This is a genomic window from Bartonella sp. AA78NXGY (genome assembly GCF_042197005.1).
GTDB lineage: Bacteria > Pseudomonadota > Alphaproteobacteria > Rhizobiales > Rhizobiaceae > Bartonella.
On the sequence record NZ_JBHIRI010000002.1, the window covers coordinates 62,589 to 79,443 of the forward strand.

A 16,855-nucleotide genomic window follows, 5' to 3' on the forward strand; every position below is an offset into this window, starting at 1 on the left:
TTTTATTGTTATTTATACAAATTATATTTGAAATTTTCTAAAATGAACAATAATGAATTTTCAACTGTATCGTTGTGATACAGTTATTTTTAATAATAAAAGGAGGATTTAAATGGGTAGTTCAAGCTCATCAAATGATTCAAGTAGTAACTCACATCCAAAAAGTTGGCTTTTTCCAGAAGAAGATGATTGTAGCGCAGGCGCTCATGCCCAAGCAGCAGGTGCAGGCGGCATCATAGGAGACGTAATAGGAGGTATTGCTGGTGCAGTTGGAGGTTTTTTTTCTGGACCGGGAGGTGTCGGTTCTGGCTTTGTCAATGGAGCCAATAGGAGGTGGACTAGCAGGAGCTGGTGACGCTGTGGTAGATAAATACAATGCATGCTATACGGCACCAAGTTGTGAAACAAGCGATTATGTTGAAGCAGCTGCCATACACGGAGGCATAGGACTAGCATCTGGTGCATTATTTGGTCCGGAAGGAGCAGCAATAGGCGGATTAGGAGGAGCGGCTGACGGTTTTATAGATAAGTACAATGAATGCCATCCGAATCCAAGTTGTGAAGTAAGCGATTATGTCGAAACAGCGGCCATAAAGGGAGGCGCAGGAGCATTAATTGGTTTATTAGGTGGTCCGGAAACAGCAGTAGCAGGCGGATTAGGAGGAGCTATTAGTGGTTTTATAGATAAGTACAATCAATGTCATCCGTAAAGTGGAGGGACACTGTTTCTAATTTATTTAGAAAATAGCTAGTAAGATATTTCTGAGATCAGTGATATTGTAAACATACTTTAAAGCTACGGCTAAACTGATTTCAGGGATATTTTTGTGTGTGATAATAGATATTTTATTTTGGATTTTTTGTTATGAATACTTTTACTGGCTCCTTAGTAACAGCAATTGGATTTGGATTTTGCATGTTTTTTTACAATAGATTTAAAGGTAAGAACTGGAGTATAAAAAGGACAATATTATCAACAATTATGTTTTTTATATTATATTATGCTGGAAATTTATTAGTTAAATATATGGGAATTTTATAAAGATTGCTTATATATAAAATTATAATTATTTGAATTATAATTTATTGCTCTCTCTTAAATCATTCATAAAGTAGATGAAATTTCAGTCTGGATTTTTTGTTATGCATACTTTTACTAGCTCCTTAATGACAGCAATTGGATTTGGACTTTGCATGTTTTTTTACAATAGATTTAAAGGTAAGAAATGGAGTATAAAAAGGACAATATTAACAACAATTAGGTTTTTTATATTATATTATGCTGCAAATTTATTAATTGAATATATGGGAATTTTAAAATAATATAAAATCAAGTTGTTATATTATTTTAAAAATATAATTATAAGGTGTTATTTGTAGAGTTATTTATAAAAAATAAGTTATTATTTTTATATAATATTAAACTTTAAAAAATATTTACTGATTACAGTTAGACAGAGACTTTAATATTATTATCAATATTTCTGTTTTTTATTTCCTATTTTTTTAATCTTTTTCATTATTTCAAGCATGGGTTGTTTTGAGATTATTATCTTTTGTATAAGGATTATCAATTTATAGTTTTTGAAAAGTGATTGTTTGCTTATGTATCATGATTTATTGAAAAATAGGCAACTTTTATGAAATAAAATGCCTTATTTCTCTTAGATTGTTATTCATCGTCTTGTGAGAGAGGAAGTGAGGCGATTTCTGTATCAAGGGCATCCATAAAATCGATAATAAAAGCAGCATTTGTCCCCAAATCTCTTGGCAAATAACGAGAAGCAGAACGCATATCAACAAAAGTTGTATCCCCTTCATCAGTTAAGCGTATCACGATATCCGAAATAAAACCAAGGTAAAAAGTTTTAGCTCTCGTTTCAATATAAAGCGCATTTTCTTCACCTTTAAACTCTCGTTGAGCCACAACAGGCCAATCATAGGCTGCTAAAACATTGAGAACAGATTCGCGAATACGATCAGGTGAGCCATCATAACGGCGCCCCGATATTTCTGGCCATTGTGACATCTGTAATGTTTCTTGTTCAGTCAAAACACTTTTGAGCGGTAAAGCATCGCTAGGACGTATTGTGCGAAAAAAAGCCGGCGGTTTTTGTGTATCGGTAGAAACGTCGTAAAGAGCCGGTAAGGTAAACCAAAGTCCCAAAAAGAGCATCAGTGGTGTAGCCGTTATCAACGAATAAATGATCCCTTTTAAAGCTTTCATTCCGCCTAGAGCACCATAGACCCACAAACTATGAAGTGCTTTAATAGCCAGAAAAAGAGAAATAATTACACAGCCAGTAGAGATACCTATCAAAATTATGAAATCGGTTACGTTAATGACCGAAAAACGTTGTAAAATGACTGAAAATAATAAAATAAAGAACGACAATCCGCCAAATCGAGGGGACCATACTGCTGCTCTTGAAACGAACCGAACATATCTCTTCTTCATGAAGTTTTTTCCCCTCAATTGTAAACTATAAGCCAAGTTTTTTCAGAGTGCCTATCGTACAAAAAGCTTCTGCTTATAAGAGAAAAATAAAGCACTTATTTTTGAGGTCAAGGATGCGTAATGTCTTATAAGTTTCCAGCGATTATTTTCGCACTTTATTGAAGGTAAACAGTATTTCTTCTATAGTTTATCATGTCATTGATGCGAGTTTTATGGGAATGTTTGTAAATAAAAAGAAATAAACTCAAATAACAAGTTTTACAATTGTTAGCAGCATATTTTTTTAGAGCTTTACTCTTGATTTTTCTCTTCTGATTGCGGGGAGTTTTTTCTGTCAGATAATGCGTATCAAATAGGATATGATGATGTGCAATAGAGATTTCATTATATCTCAATAAAAAATTGAGGGATTTATAATCAGATAAATTTGAATTCGAATATTTGATTAATAGAGAAAAAAGATAACCATTTTGATAGGCTTCATGTATTTTGTATAGAAAGTAAGGTATTGTACAAATGAGAGCTTAGTCCGTTTTTATTCATAAAATATACGGCAGGTCGCAGATGAAAGGAAAGCTTCACTTTCTTTTTTCGCAAGGGAAGAAGGGACAAAAGTACGTAAAATAACAAACCCTTCATTCAAATTTTTAGCAACCAAAACTGAATTGGTATTTTTTTTAGGTTTTGATTTTTTGAGTTCTATGATTTGTATTGGTTTTCCAATGATAAGATCGAGTGTATTATCAGGGGCTGTTCGGTCATTAAGGCTATAGAAAATAATTCCGTCGTGTGTGTAGGCTGCTAGTGACCAAAATTGTCGTGTTTTCAAAGCTTTTAAATGAACAGGTCCATTTTCAAGGTTAAATCTACAGACTTTAAGAAGAAAGAGTGGATCAGCAGATTGCTGAATAGGGTTATCGAGCGTAAAATCGACAAATTGATAAGGGGCTCCGGATTTTTTAAGTGTTGTCCATATATTATCTTGTGCCCAATAGGGGATCAGAAAGAGAACGCAAATATGAACAATAATAGCGCCAATGATTGCAAGAAGTGCGATATAAATAAATCTAGTCACAATTTATTTGTCCTGATGGGATTTGTTCTATTGATGGCATTGTAAGCTTTTGTAATGCCGTTGCAGAGATGATTGAGGTATCGTATAAGGTAAGAATAAGCCCGAATTCTTTTTGACTAACTGTTGCAAGCCAATTGCCGGTTTGCGGTGTGGGTGAAATATTAATGCGCAATGAGCCATTATGCTCATAAATAATAGCGTTCGTGTGGAGTTCAAAAGGTATTTCTTTGGATGAAGTATAGGGTTTTAGAGATTTGTCAGCTGTATAAAGGGTAAAAAGACGGGTTTCAGGGATGGTGCCTTTGAGTAAATAATGACAGTGGGGGTGGAGTGGACGCCCTTGATTATCTTGCCAAATCTGGAATTGAATACCTTCAGTTCGTCCGAGTGAAACAATGCCTTGTTTAGCGGTGCGGGCGCGGGTATAAGGATCCATATTGGCGGTTCCCATTTGGGGATAAGCACTCCATTTTCCAATTCTAAAGAGTCCAAAATGAGGAAAGGAATTGAGCACATAATCGACACTCAGTGTTCCACATAAAATGGAAAAAGCGAAGATAAAGAAGAAAATGGTGATATTAAAAAACATCAGTGAATATCTTGAATTCAAAATGTTGAATCTCCAGTTGTTTTCATTTTCAAAGAAATTGCAGATGTTTTTTTCAGATCTTTGTTAATCAATCGCACGATATTTAATGTTTCAGGAGAAAGCGTAGAGGGTATTGGAGGAGGAACTTCAGAATCTGCATGGGAAGAAAGTACTGGAGGCTGATAAGGAAGGAGAGAATCTTTAACACCATAGAGCTGTTTGAGCATGATATTTTGATGTGCAGCAAGCATGATGCGATGCCATATCATGGCAGGAACGCCACCCCCAAAAGCACGATTCATCGGTGAAAAGTTATCATTTCCCATCCATACCGCTCCTGTATAATTGCCTGTAAAGCCAACAAACCAAGCATCACGATAAGATTGTGATGTTCCAGTTTTCCCAGCGACGAGAGTCATGGGTAGAGCAGCACGCTTACCAGATCCTCGTGTCGTGACACCCACCATCATTTGGTTCATATAAGCTGTTGATTGTTCACTCAGAACTCGGTGTAGTTTTTTTCCGTTATGTTCGAAATCCCACACGACACGACCATCAATTGTTTTGATTTGCGTAAACCCATGACGATTACCAGCTATCCCGCCATTCGCAAAGACATTAAAGCCAGTCGCTTGATCCATGGGGGTCATGTTGGAAGTGCCCAGAACCATCGTTTTGTGTGATAAAATATGCGCGTTAATCCCCATATTCTTGATGAGATCTATGATAGGTTGGGTATCGCGGTGAAGATATTGATAGGTGAGATACACAGGGACTGTATTAATAGAAAAAGCTAAAGCTGTTGCTAAATCAATTTTCCCCAAATAACGGCCAGAATTATTTTTTGGTGTCCAACCTCCCCAATTGATAGGAGCATCTAAAACGATTGTCGAGGGAGACAGTCCGTGTTCCAGTGCGGTTGCGTAAACATAAGGTTTGAATGAAGAACCAGTTTGCCGTCCGCCTTGTGTTGCTCTGTTAAATTGACTCTTTTTATAATCTTGTCCTCCAACAATTGCGCATACGGCACCGTTATTATCGAGTATAACGGTGGCAGCTTGGGTTACGCGATATTGTTGACCATACTGATGTAAATGATATGCAATTGATTCTTCTGCTGCTTTTTGAATATTCGGATCAAGGGTCGTTTGAATAATTAAACTATGGCTTGGAAGTTGATTACGCATTTTTTTGACTTCCTCGAATGCCCAATCAAGAAAATAATCTGGCTGATTATTTTCTCTTTGGGGAAGTGCCTTAGCAGGGTGGCGATGCGCATTGATAATTTGGCTCTTCGTCATAAAGCCACTATTAACAAGATTAGAAAGGACGATATTGGCACGTGTTTGAGCTGCAAAGAGATGACTATGAGGAGCATATTTTGTTGGAGCTTTAAAGAGTCCTGCTAACATAGCAGATTCACTTAAAGAGACATGACGTATGTTTTTTCCAAAATAAAATTTTGCCGCTGCGGCAATACCAAAATTGTTTCCTCCCATATAGGCTCGGTCAAGGTAAAGTTGTAAAATCTGCTTTTTGCTAAAATTTGCTTCTAGCCAAAGAGCAAGATAAGCTTCTTTGATTTTACGTGTTATGGTTCTTTCGTTTGTTAAAAATAAATTTTTAGCCAATTGTTGTGTGAGAGTTGAACCACCTTGCACCACACCTTTAGCTTGCATATTTTGTGAAATTGCCCGTGTAAGTCCTTGAAAATCAATGCCCCAATGATCAAAAAAACGACGGTCTTCTGTAGCGAGAACCGCTTTAATGACAGTGTCAGGCATTTCTTCAACGGGGACAGAGATTGCCGGCAGTGCACCACGGTGCCCAATGGAATTTCCATAGCGATCTAGAAAAAGAATGGAAAAGTTTTTAGGAGAAGACCAATCTGTTTTGGTCAGTTCAAAAACAGAAATGCCCAAAATAGTGAAAAGAGTAAATCCCATCAACCCTAATGTCAGTATTTCATCGAGAACTTCAACGATAAAACGTTTCCATCCTTGAAGATGAAAATTTTGTGAGACGATTTTTGCCTTTTTCCAGAAAAAACTGTTAGCAGAACGAATGTGATAAAGCGCTGTGTCTAATCGTGCGTCTAATTCAATGAGAGCAGGACTATGAAATGGCTTACGGTGTTGCCCTTTCTTTTTTTTAAAAAAATCAAACATTTAAAGAGAGCCTATGGCAAAGCAATACAACCAAACAAATCTACAATAATTATATGGAGTAGAAGTATTTTTTTTCTATAGTTCTAACAGAGAAAGAATTTGTTTTAGAATTATTCATTTTTTGTAAGATAGTATATTAATATTTTATTATTTTATTGAATAAATTTTATTCTCATTATTAAAAATATTTTTTTGATTTTTTAAAAATTTGGAGTAATGTTAATATGTTATTCTGTAAGATAGAGGATAAATTATTTCCATTTGTGATTTTTTAATCGACTAAAAAAAACCATTATTTCTTTTACCCTTTATCAAGGAAGAGAAGAGATGGGTTATTGAAATATTTATGATGAAAAAAAAATTCTTGTTCGTAATAATAGCAGCTTTTTTAGGAGCAGATTCTGTTCTAGCTTCTGGGTGTGCTGAAGTAGGTAAGAAGGCTGCCGCACAAGAGAGCGGGGTTCTCGTCCGTTCAAAACCGGTTGTTCAGGATGGAAAGAACATGTGTGCAATTGTGGTTGTTGTACCAGCCCGTAATGGTGAAAAGTTACGTCGTGTTGAATTTTTTGTTCCTGCTGATTAGTTTTTGGCAGATGGTGTTGTGATGCGTATCTTAATCGTTGAAGATGATCGGAATCTTCACCATCAATTAGCAGAAGCTGTAAGACGTGCAGGATATGTTTCCGATAGTGCTTTCGATGGTGAAGAGGCTTATTTTTTAGGGAGCACAGAGTCTTACGACGCGGTGATACTTGATATAGGTTTACCGCAGATTGATGGTATTAGTGTTGTTGAAAAGTGGCGTCAAGAAGGGCTCTCCATGCCTGTTTTAATGCTAACGGCGCGAGACCGTTGGTCTGATAAGGTGCGCGGTATTGATGCTGGAGCTGACGATTATGTTGTGAAGCCATTTCATTTGGAGGAGGTGATGGCGCGCTTGCGAGCATTAATTCGTCGCACTACGGGACATGCGACAAGTGCATTATGTTGCGGAAATGTTTTGTTGGATACAAAGACGTCTCGTGTTTTTGTGGATGGTCAATTGATTAAACTAACATCTTATGAATTCAGACTGCTTTCGTATCTCATGCATCATTGTGACAGGGTCATTTCAAGAACAGAGCTTACTGAACATCTTTATGATCAGGATTTTGATAAGGATTCGAATACGGTGGAAGTCTTTGTAGGTCGGTTACGGAAAAAGCTTGGAGTGAATTTGATTGAAACTATTCGAGGAATGGGATATCGCGTGAGAACGCGAGGTGATTAATGAATGTTTTTGAAGAGAATAATTGGTATAGGAGGTTCTTTTTTGTAATTACTCGATCTCTCAGTTTACGTGTTATGATCTTATCAACATTATGGGTTGTTATTTCTCTTTTATCGATTTCTGCAGTAAGTATTTTATTTTATAAGCGTTCGACTGAACAAAGCCTAGAGCGTATCCTTTCTGCTCAACTCTACAGTCTTATTGCAACAGTGACGGTGTCATCGGAAGGTACTTTGATAGGAGGGGCTGGGATTGATGATATTCGTTATTCTGATCCAACAACAGGATGGTATTGGGAAGTTGTTGCGATATCCCATAATTTAAAAGGAAGATTGACATCTCCCTCATTGGGAACAGGCGAGATATTTACACCAAGTGATGTTGATATACCTTTTGACAATAAATTCTTTCGCTCTTATCGGATAACGGGGAACAATGGTCAAAAGCTACAAGTGATTGAGAGTGATGTTGTTCTTGATAATAAAAATCATATTGCACGTTTTCGGCTTGTTGGGAATATCGATGAAGCTCATGCCCAGGTAAAGGAATTTAAGCGAACTTTGCAAATTTTTCTTTGGAGTTTCGGTATCGGGAGTGTTCTTATTAATATTGCTATTATTTTCTTTAGTTTTCAACCGTTGAAGCTTATTCGACGTGCATTGAATGATATTCGCGAAGGAAGAGTTCATTATGTGAATACGGATTTAGTAAGCGAAGTGATGCCGCTTGTACAAGAGATGAATGCTCTCATTAATAATAATCAGCGTATTATCGAGCGATTTCGCACACAGGTTGGTAATCTCGCGCATTCATTGAAGACGCCTCTATCCGTGATTATGAATGAGACAGATAAGATGCGCGGAGAAAAGGCTAGTTTGTTGAGAGAGCAAACGCAAATAATGCAAGCTCAAATCAATCATTATCTTCAGCGTGCGCGGATTGCAGCACAATGCGATAGTGTTGTCTATCATACGTCTGTTCGCAGTGTGCTTGAACGCTTGGTACGGGTTATGAAAAAGCTTAATCCTGAAAAACAAATTCAATTTATTATGGATGTTGATGATATTGTTTTTTCTGGAGAGAAGGAAGATTTAGAAGAAATTATAGGGAATTTGATTGAAAATGCTACTCAGTGGTCTCGCGCAAAGGTTTTGATCTCTTGTTGTTTAGAAGAAAATGCTGAAGAAACAGAATATTTTAGTATCTTTGTAGAAGATGATGGTCCTGGTTTAACAGAAGACAAAATTGATGAAGCATTAAAAAGAGGGCGGCGGTTTAATGAAAGTAAACTAGGGTCAGGCTTAGGGTTAGCAATTGTTTCAGATATGGTCAGTGAATATGGTGGCAATCTCTTTTTATCACGTTCTGATTTGGGTGGGTTGTATGCAAAAGTTTTATTACCTAAGATGGGAGAATAACATATTTTCTCCTTAAGCAAGAAATGTCTATAAAGTTTGTAAAGCAGTATTTTCAGATAATACATCAAAGAGTAGGGAAACATTGTTTTTAGTTTCTTTGTTTAATTGATGTATATAATAGATTTTATAATATTCTCCATGAAAAAATGAATTTTTATTAATTCACATCACTTTTCTCATGAAGAGGATAAAATGTAAGCGAGTTATTCTCTGTTCGTATTGGAAAAAAACGATATGCTCTTATTAATTTTTGCAGCATTTTTTCTGATTTTTCTGGCAAGTGTTCTTTTTCTTTCACTACGTTTTGACGATGAGATAAAAAAAGAATGGAAAGTTCAAACCGTGGATGGTTACAGAAGCCATAAGCGTATGATTGAGTTTAACAAGCTTTATATGCATTATAAAAAAAGAAATATTCTTAAGGCTTTAAGTATCTTATTTGTTCTCCTTATGACATGGAATATTTATGGGCTGACAGGTAATCCGGAAGTGAAAAGTTATTTTTTTAGCGAATTAATGGATAAGGATCCTCAAACTCTTAGTAAGCAAGAAAAGCTTATTCGTTTACAAGTGCTTTTTTTCCGTGCACCTCATGATGGCAAGCTAGCAGATGCGTTAGCGGTAGGGTATCTCGAAGAAAGCCTTTTTCAAGAAGCAGTGAATACTTATTTAGATGCACTTCGTTTGAATGGAGAAACAGCTCCAAGGCTTGTAGGATACGGTTTAGCATTGGTTGGTTATGAAGGGGGAGTGATAACGCAAGAAGCGCAAAATGCTTTTCAAAAAGCAGCAGATTTAGCGCCAACAGATTTTTATCCACGTTTATTGTTGGCCGATGCATTGCATCAAGCAGGAAAAACTGCGCAGGCAGTACAATTTTTACAAAGCTTTCTTGATACAATGCCTGAAAATTTTTCAGGACAATCACGTGTTAAAAAAATGATGATTCAGTTACGTGATTTATCGAGTGAGCATACAAAGAAAAGAAATCTTGCACCTATGTAGAAGATGTGCAAAGCTCTTAAAAAATAAAATATTGATACTTAATTATAACGTATTTAAAATTTTTTCGCAGAGTGTCTATGAACAGTCAATCTTTAAAGAATTCTGCCTCATGGAAGGTTATTTTAGAGCAGCGAAAAAAAAAGCGCTTACTGATCATATTATTATGTTGTTTGGTTATGACAATTGCAGCAAGTCTCATAGTGTATGCAATGCGTCATGCGGTCAGTTTTTTTAGAATGCCCTCTGAAATTACAAGAGAAGATATTTTAACGGAGCGCCCTTTGCGTTTGGGTGGCTTTGTTGAAAAGGGAACTGTTCAATATGTTGGAGAGAGAGGCGTTGTTTTTTTTGTAACGGATAACAAAAAACATGAAAAAGTAGTTTTCAATGGTGCCTTACCGGATCTTTTTCGTGAAGGTCAGGGGGTGATCGTAGAAGGGCATTTCGATAAACAGGGCTTTTTTATAGGGATGCGTATTTTAGCAAAACATGATGAAACTTATATGCCTAAAGAAACAGCTGATCGTTTGAAAAAACATTACATTATGGAGAAATAATTCGATTGTGCTTGTCGAACTGGGTCATATTTTTTTAGCTGCAGCATTTTCAGTAAGCTTATTAGGGGCATTTTTACCTGCTTTAGGTTTTTGGTGGAGAGAGCGTTTGTTAATGCAAACAGTTGTTCCTCTAACATATATTACTTTTACATTACTGCTTTTATCTTTTTTAGTGATAATTTATGCTTATGTCGTATCTGATTTTTCTGTTTTGAACGTTGTTGAGAATTCTCATTCAGAAAAACCGATGCTCTATAAAATTACAGGTGTTTGGGGCAACCACGAAGGCTCTATGTTGTTATGGGTTTTAAGTCTTGCTTTTTTTAGCGCATTGATGGCTTTTTTTAGCCAACATTTGCCAGAAGATTTTAAGACGCTTGTTTTAATTTGCCAAAGTTGGATTACAACTGCTTTTCTTTTATTTATTCTTTTTGTATCCAATCCATTTTTACGCGTAAATCCACCAGCATTGCAGGGAAATGGTCTCAATCCTCTTTTACAAGATATCGCATTAGCAATTCATCCACCGCTACTTTATTTAGGTTATGTCGGTTTTTCACTTTGTTTTTCTTTTGCCGTTGCGGCATTGATTATGGGACATGTTGATAGAATTTGGGCGCGTGGGATTCGTCCGTGGCTTTTACTTGCTTGGTGTTTTTTGACATTGGGTATTATGGTTGGCTCTTATTGGGCTTATTATGAGCTAGGATGGGGGGGGTATTGGTTTTGGGATCCTGTTGAAAATGTTTCGTTTATGCCGTGGCTTTCAGGAACGGCTCTTTTACATTCTGCTCTTGTTCTCGAAAAACGAGAAATATTGAAAAGTTGGACTCTGTTTTTAGCGCTGCTTACTTTTTCCCTTTCTCTGATGGGAACTTTTCTTGTGCGTTCTGGGCTTTTAGTTTCTGTTCATAGTTTTGCTGTTGATCCAGCACGCGGGCAAGCAATTCTTGCTCTTTTATTTTTTTTTACGGGAGCTGCTTTTCTTCTTTTTGCTTTGCGTACCCCTATTTTAAAAACAGAAAGATTTTTTCAACCAATTTCACGTGAAGGGTTTATTGTTTTAAATAACTTGTTACTGACAACAATAACAGCAACAGTATTGATTGGTACGCTTTATCCTTATTTTATTGAGATATTAACAGGGCAAAAAATTTCTGTAGGGGCTGCTTTTTTTAATCTTACCTGTGGACCGCTAATGGTTTTGCTGTTGTTGTTTGTTCCATTTGGGACAATGATGGCATGGAAACGCGGTGATTTTCTTGCAGTTTTTGAACGCTTGTGGTTTGTTTTTGTATTGGTTGGTATCGTCTGTTTTATAATATTCTATGCGACATCTGTGCGTGATATTTTTGCAGTTTTAGGGATTGGGCTTTCAGCGTTTGTTTTTTTAGGCAGTTTAGCGGATCTATGGGGAAAGAGTGGATATGGCAAGAGAGCTTTTTCAGTACGCGTTAAGAGATTTCTTGGATTGCCATGGTCTACTTTTGGTGCAGCAATAGCACATATGGGATTAGGCGTTACATTATTTGGTATTGTTTGCGTGGCAAGTTTTGGGCAAGAACGTATTTTAATCATGAACGTAGGGGATAGGGTGACGATAGCGGATAAAACGCTTCATTTTGATGCAGTGCATGATGGTGTTGGTTCGAATTATTCGACAATGGAATTTTATTTTAAAATATATGAAAATAAAAACATTGTGGGTCATGTAACAGCCTCAAAGCGATTTTATTCAAGCCAAAATACATCAACAACAGAAGTTGGTCTTAAAAATCGTGGCTTATCGCAGCTATATATTATACCGGGACATATCGATAATCGGGGTCTCGTTGTGCACGTATGGTGGAAGCCTTATGTAATATGTATTTGGTTAGGGGCATTCATGATGGCTATGGGGGGATGTCTTTCTCTTCTGGGGTATTGGTTTCGCATTGGCATGTACAATAGGGTAGTGCTTGCTTTAAATTTTTGGAAAAGACATTGAGATGAAAAAAATTCTTTGGATTGTATTTTTTTTAATTGCAACGTTTCCTTTTCGATTAGCAATAGCAGTAGAGCCGGATGAGATTTTAAAGGATAAGATTCTTGAAGCGCGAGCACGCCATATTTCATCGCATTTACGTTGTCCGGTTTGTCAAAATCAATCAATTGATGATTCAGATGCTGCTTTAGCACGTGATTTACGGCTTTTAATTCGGGAAAGGCTAAAAATGGGCTATAGTAATCAGCAAGTCACTGACTTTCTTGTTGAGCGATATGGTGAATTTATTCTCTTGAAACCACCATTGAATAAGATAACTTGGTTTTTATGGTTCTCGCCTTTGATCATTATTATCATTGGCATAAGTATCATATTTTTCCACTTCAAACGGAATAATCATGCGTTATGTGAATGAAAAAGAACAGTCAAAAATGTCATTGCATTAAAAAAATGTTACATAAAAGAAAAAATCAGATCATCTGCAATGAGCAGACAATCTTATTGTAATTATATTAGGGAATACTGAAACCTTACAAAACTTTAATAATTTAGACAGAAAATGGTAAGGTCTGGTATTTTATAAGTGATCGGAATTGAAATAAAGGTATGATTGAATAGGAGCATAGAATAAATGGTTAAAAAGGCTTTCTTTAAAACATTTGTCGCAGTGAGTTTTTCTGCGATATTGGAAAGTGCACTGTTTTTTAGTGGATGTACATCAAGCTTGTGGATGACAAAGGCTCATGCAAGTTCTGTATTTACTTCGTTAATGCAACAACAGGGATTTGCCGATATTGTTGCTCAAGTGAAACCAGCCGTTGTGGCAGTACAAGTAAAGAGCAATAAAAAGAAAGAAGATAGGTTCTTTAGCAACTTTTTTAGTGGTCCAGGACTTGATCAATTACCAGATCAGCATCCTTTAAAAAGATTTTTTAAAGAGTTTTATGATTTTGATAAACCTAAAAATAAATTTCCGCACCAATCGCAGAGACTCCGTCCTGTTGCTTTTGGATCGGGTTTTTTTATTTCATCTGATGGTTACATTGTGACCAATGATCATGTGATTTCTGACGGAACAAGTTATACTGTTGTTCTTGATGATGGTACAGAATTGAACGCAAAGCTCATTGGGAAAGACCCAAAAACCGACCTTGCCGTATTAAAAGTGAATGATAAAAGAAAATTTTCTTATGTTGATTTTGGTGATGATTCAAAGCTTCGTGTTGGGGATTGGGTTGTTGCCATTGGGAATCCATTTGGTCTTGGTGGAACTGTGACAGCAGGTATTGTTTCTGCACGTGGACGTGATATTGGCACTGGTGTGTACGATGATTTTATTCAGATTGATGCTGCTGTTAATAGAGGGAACTCTGGTGGTCCAACGTTTGATCTTAATGGAAAGGTTGTTGGGGTTAATACAGCAATTTTTTCTCCTTCTGGAGGAAATGTTGGGATTGCTTTTGCTATTCCAGCAGCGACTGTAAAACAGGTTGTACAACAACTTATTGAAAAAGGTTCAGTTCAACGTGGTTGGTTAGGTGTTCAGATTCAGCCGGTAACAAAGGAGATTTCCGATTCAATAGGATTGAAAGAAGCCAAAGGTGCTTTGGTTACTGATCCGTTAAAAGGACCGGCAGAAAAGGCTGGTATTAAAGCGGGTGATGTAATTATTTCAGTGAATAATGAAAAAGTTGCTGATGCGCGTGAGCTGGCGAAACGTATTGCAAATATTAAACCAGGAGAAATGGTAACCATAGGGATTTGGAGATCAGGTAAGGAGGAGAGTATAAAGGTTAAACTCGCTTCAATGTCTGAAGATGAAAGTAAGAAAGAGACTTCAAAATATTCAAATGGACAGAGTGATTTAGATGAAACATTGGAAGATTATGGTTTGATTGTTATGCCTTCTGATGATGGTGTAGGGGTTGTCGTAACGGATGTCGATACCGATTCAGATGCTGCAGATAAAGGGATACGCCCTGGTGATATCATTGTGACAGCAAATAATAAACCAGTTAAACGAGTCTCTGATATTATTAACACAATCAAAAATGCTCAGCAGTTAGGACGAAAGGCTATACTCTTACAAGTGCGAACAAATGATCAAAATCGTTTTGTTGCTCTTCCAATTTTCAAAAAATAAGGCTTTAGTTGTAGGACAAATGTTTATTAAACATTTGTCCTACAACATAATAAAATAATGGAGATACGTTTTATGAAGATACTCGTTATTGAAGATGATCATGAGACGGGGCATTATCTCGAAAAAGCATTTTTGGAAGTAGGGCATTCTGTTGATGTTGCTTATGATGGGGATACGGGATATGCTTTAGCAACCACGGAAAATTATGACGTTATGGTTGTTGACCGAATGCTTTTGCATCGTGATGGTCTTTCTATTATTGCTGAATTGCGCGCTAAAGGCAATGAAACACCGGTTCTTATTCTGTCTGCTTTAGGGCAAGTTAATGATCGTGTAACGGGGCTGCGTGCAGGGGGAGATGATTATTTGACAAAGCCTTATGCTTTTTCTGAACTTCTTGCGCGTGTTGAAGTTTTACAACGGCGGAAAAATCCTAAAGAAGCAGAAACTGTTTACTGTGTAGGTAATCTTGAGCTTGATCGGTTAGCACATACGGTAAAACGAGGTGATAGAAACATTCTATTGCAACCACGAGAGTTTCGTTTACTTGAATATTTGATGCGTTATGCGGGGCAGGTTGTTACACGCACTATGCTTTTGGAAAACGTTTGGAATTACCATTTTGATCCACAAACGAATGTCATTGATGTCCATATCTCTCGTTTGAGAGCCAAAATTGAAAAAGATTTTGATGTTCCCCTTCTCCATACAGTGCGTGGAGCTGGATATATGCTGAAAGTACCAGATAACAAAGCATGAATCGTTTGATTAATATAATGCGCACGACGGCGCTAAGGCTTTCAGCACTTTACATTTTATTGTTTGGATTGGTGGCAACAGGACTTTCTATTTATATGACGGCATTTTCTGCTTCATTGTTAACAGAGCAAACTGAACAGGCTTTACATGAAGAATTAAAGTATATTGAAAATGCTTATAATTATGGGGGATTATCCTTATTAATGCGCACTATTGATTATCGTTCAAGACAACCAGGAGCATTTCTTTATCTTGTTACAGATTCTATGGGGCGTATTTTAGCTGGAAATGTAGCACGTATTGAATTAGGTCTTTTGAATCAGAGTGGTTTTATTTCTACCTCTTTTTTGTATTCCCGTTTTGGAGAACATGGCAAAACAAGTGAACATCGCGCTTTGGCGGTTATTGTTGATTTACCTAATGCTATGAAGATTCTTATAGGACGTGATTTGGATGAGCCAGAACGTTTTGCTGTTGTTATTCGCAAAGCTGTGATCATTGCACTTGCTGCAATGGTTGGAGGCGCTTTACTCATATGGTTTTTTGTTGGCAGGAGAGCTTTACAAAGGATTGATCATGTAACGGCTGCATCACAGCGCTTGATGGATGGTGATTTCAGTGGGCGTTTACCTGTTTCTGGAGTAGGGGATGAGTTTGATCGATTGTCAACCAATCTTAATGTTATGTTAGACCGCATTGAAGAGTTAAATATTGGTTTACGTCAAGTATCAGATAATATTGCTCATGATCTGAAAACGCCGTTAACGCGTCTTAGAAATCGCGCTGAAGAAGCGCTTTCAGGAAATAAGACAAAGCTTGAATATCGTCAGGTCCTTGATAGGGTTATTGCAGAATCAGATCAACTTATTTGTACGTTCAATGCGATTTTAATGATTTCACGTATTGAGGCCAGCAGTGCAATTGAACATCTTGAAATGATGAATATGAAACTGATTATTGAGGATGCTGTTGAGCTTTACGAACCTTTTGCTGAAGAGTCAGGTGTTTTACTTCAGTTGGGAGATATATTTGATAAAGAGCTAAAATTGAATCGTGAGCTTGTTGCACAATCAATTTTTAATCTTATAGATAATGCAATTAAATATGCGCCTAAAGGTGGAAGGCAAGCGAAGGTTTGCTTATCAATGGAATATCGTGATGAACATTTATTAGTTGTTGTGAGCGATAATGGACCAGGAATAGCAGAGGATAAACGTGAAAAAGTGACAGAACGATTTGTTCGTCTTGAAGAAAGCCGCACACAACCTGGGTTTGGGATTGGTTTAAGTATAGCAAAAGCGGTTATGAAGCTTCACGGGGGTGAATTGTTACTTGAAAATGCAAATCCAGGGCTTAGGGCTGTTTTGTTATTTCCTTAAAGATATTTTTCTTCACTTTCATACGTAACAACTATTTTAAAAGTATAAAG

16 protein-coding genes are annotated in these 16,855 nt (G+C 36.8%); 12 read left to right on the forward strand and 4 right to left on the reverse strand.

The window, feature by feature from the left end; genetic code table 11:
* The first annotated feature begins 112 nt into the window (after nt 1–112).
* On the forward strand, nt 113–355 hold the full coding sequence (locus ACFINL_RS01530) for a hypothetical protein (RefSeq protein WP_375649333.1): 243 nt from the start codon (nt 113–115) through the stop codon (nt 353–355).
* Nucleotides 318–710 carry a hypothetical protein gene (locus ACFINL_RS01535; protein WP_375649338.1) on the forward strand — a complete coding sequence of 131 codons (393 nt, stop codon included), beginning with the start codon at nt 318–320 and terminating at the stop codon, nt 708–710. Before ACFINL_RS01530 ends, ACFINL_RS01535 begins: the two co-directional genes overlap by 38 nt.
* A 962-nt stretch (nt 711–1,672) precedes the next feature.
* On the opposite strand, the gene ACFINL_RS01540 is transcribed toward ACFINL_RS01535, so the two are convergent.
* The 4 genes from ACFINL_RS01540 to ACFINL_RS01555 all read right to left on the reverse strand — a co-directional run bounded on the left by ACFINL_RS01540 (nt 1,673) and on the right by ACFINL_RS01555 (nt 6,290).
* Nucleotides 1,673–2,458, reverse strand: coding sequence for a DUF1499 domain-containing protein (locus ACFINL_RS01540; protein WP_375611153.1), 786 nt, complete (start codon nt 2,456–2,458; stop codon nt 1,673–1,675).
* Nucleotides 2,459–2,993: 535 nt separating this feature from the next.
* The gene (locus ACFINL_RS01545) at nt 2,994–3,533 is read right to left on the reverse strand and encodes a hypothetical protein (protein WP_375611154.1); all 540 of its coding nucleotides are present in this window, start codon (nt 3,531–3,533) and stop codon (nt 2,994–2,996) included.
* A complete protein-coding gene (locus tag ACFINL_RS01550) occupies nt 3,526–4,122 on the reverse strand; it encodes a DUF1214 domain-containing protein (protein ID WP_375649343.1) in 597 nt (198 codons plus the stop codon). Before ACFINL_RS01550 ends, ACFINL_RS01545 begins: the two co-directional genes overlap by 8 nt.
* A gap of 17 nt (nt 4,123–4,139) precedes the next feature.
* Complete coding sequence (locus tag ACFINL_RS01555; protein WP_375649349.1) at nt 4,140–6,290, reverse strand: transglycosylase domain-containing protein; 2,151 nt, start codon at nt 6,288–6,290, stop codon at nt 4,140–4,142.
* Nucleotides 6,291–6,636: 346 nt separating this feature from the next.
* Here ACFINL_RS01555 and ACFINL_RS01560 point away from each other — a divergent pair, with 346 nt between their 5' ends.
* The 10 genes from ACFINL_RS01560 to ACFINL_RS01605 all read left to right on the forward strand — a co-directional run bounded on the left by ACFINL_RS01560 (nt 6,637) and on the right by ACFINL_RS01605 (nt 16,805).
* On the forward strand, nt 6,637–6,873 hold the full coding sequence (locus ACFINL_RS01560; protein ID WP_375611157.1) for a hypothetical protein: 237 nt from the start codon (nt 6,637–6,639) through the stop codon (nt 6,871–6,873).
* A 21-nt stretch (nt 6,874–6,894) separates the two neighbouring features.
* Nucleotides 6,895–7,560: a response regulator transcription factor gene (locus ACFINL_RS01565; protein WP_375649356.1), complete on the forward strand. Its 666-nt coding sequence runs from the start codon at nt 6,895–6,897 to the stop codon at nt 7,558–7,560.
* Nucleotides 7,560–8,978, forward strand: a complete 1,419-nt coding sequence (locus tag ACFINL_RS01570; protein ID WP_375611158.1) for an ATP-binding protein — start codon at nt 7,560–7,562, stop codon at nt 8,976–8,978. The genes ACFINL_RS01565 and ACFINL_RS01570 overlap by 1 nt, the downstream gene beginning before the upstream one ends.
* A gap of 234 nt (nt 8,979–9,212) precedes the next feature.
* Nucleotides 9,213–9,983 (forward strand): tetratricopeptide repeat protein, encoded by a 771-nt coding sequence (locus ACFINL_RS01575; protein WP_375611159.1) that lies wholly within the window; start codon nt 9,213–9,215, stop codon nt 9,981–9,983.
* Between the two features lie 77 nt (nt 9,984–10,060).
* On the forward strand, nt 10,061–10,540 hold the full coding sequence (gene ccmE, locus ACFINL_RS01580; RefSeq protein ID WP_375611160.1) for a cytochrome c maturation protein CcmE: 480 nt from the start codon (nt 10,061–10,063) through the stop codon (nt 10,538–10,540).
* A gap of 7 nt (nt 10,541–10,547) precedes the next feature.
* The gene (locus ACFINL_RS01585; RefSeq protein ID WP_375611161.1) at nt 10,548–12,527 is read left to right on the forward strand and encodes a heme lyase CcmF/NrfE family subunit; all 1,980 of its coding nucleotides are present in this window, start codon (nt 10,548–10,550) and stop codon (nt 12,525–12,527) included.
* A 1-nt stretch (nt 12,528) separates the two neighbouring features.
* Nucleotides 12,529–12,939: a cytochrome c-type biogenesis protein CcmH gene (locus tag ACFINL_RS01590; protein ID WP_375622274.1), complete on the forward strand. Its 411-nt coding sequence runs from the start codon at nt 12,529–12,531 to the stop codon at nt 12,937–12,939.
* A 216-nt stretch (nt 12,940–13,155) separates the two neighbouring features.
* Nucleotides 13,156–14,667 (forward strand): Do family serine endopeptidase, encoded by a 1,512-nt coding sequence (locus ACFINL_RS01595; RefSeq protein WP_375649366.1) that lies wholly within the window; start codon nt 13,156–13,158, stop codon nt 14,665–14,667.
* Between the two features lie 72 nt (nt 14,668–14,739).
* Complete coding sequence (locus ACFINL_RS01600) at nt 14,740–15,426, forward strand: response regulator transcription factor (protein ID WP_273791552.1); 687 nt, start codon at nt 14,740–14,742, stop codon at nt 15,424–15,426.
* Nucleotides 15,423–16,805: an ATP-binding protein gene (locus tag ACFINL_RS01605; RefSeq protein WP_375610111.1), complete on the forward strand. Its 1,383-nt coding sequence runs from the start codon at nt 15,423–15,425 to the stop codon at nt 16,803–16,805. Before ACFINL_RS01600 ends, ACFINL_RS01605 begins: the two co-directional genes overlap by 4 nt.
* Nucleotides 16,806–16,855: the final 50 nt, after the last annotated feature.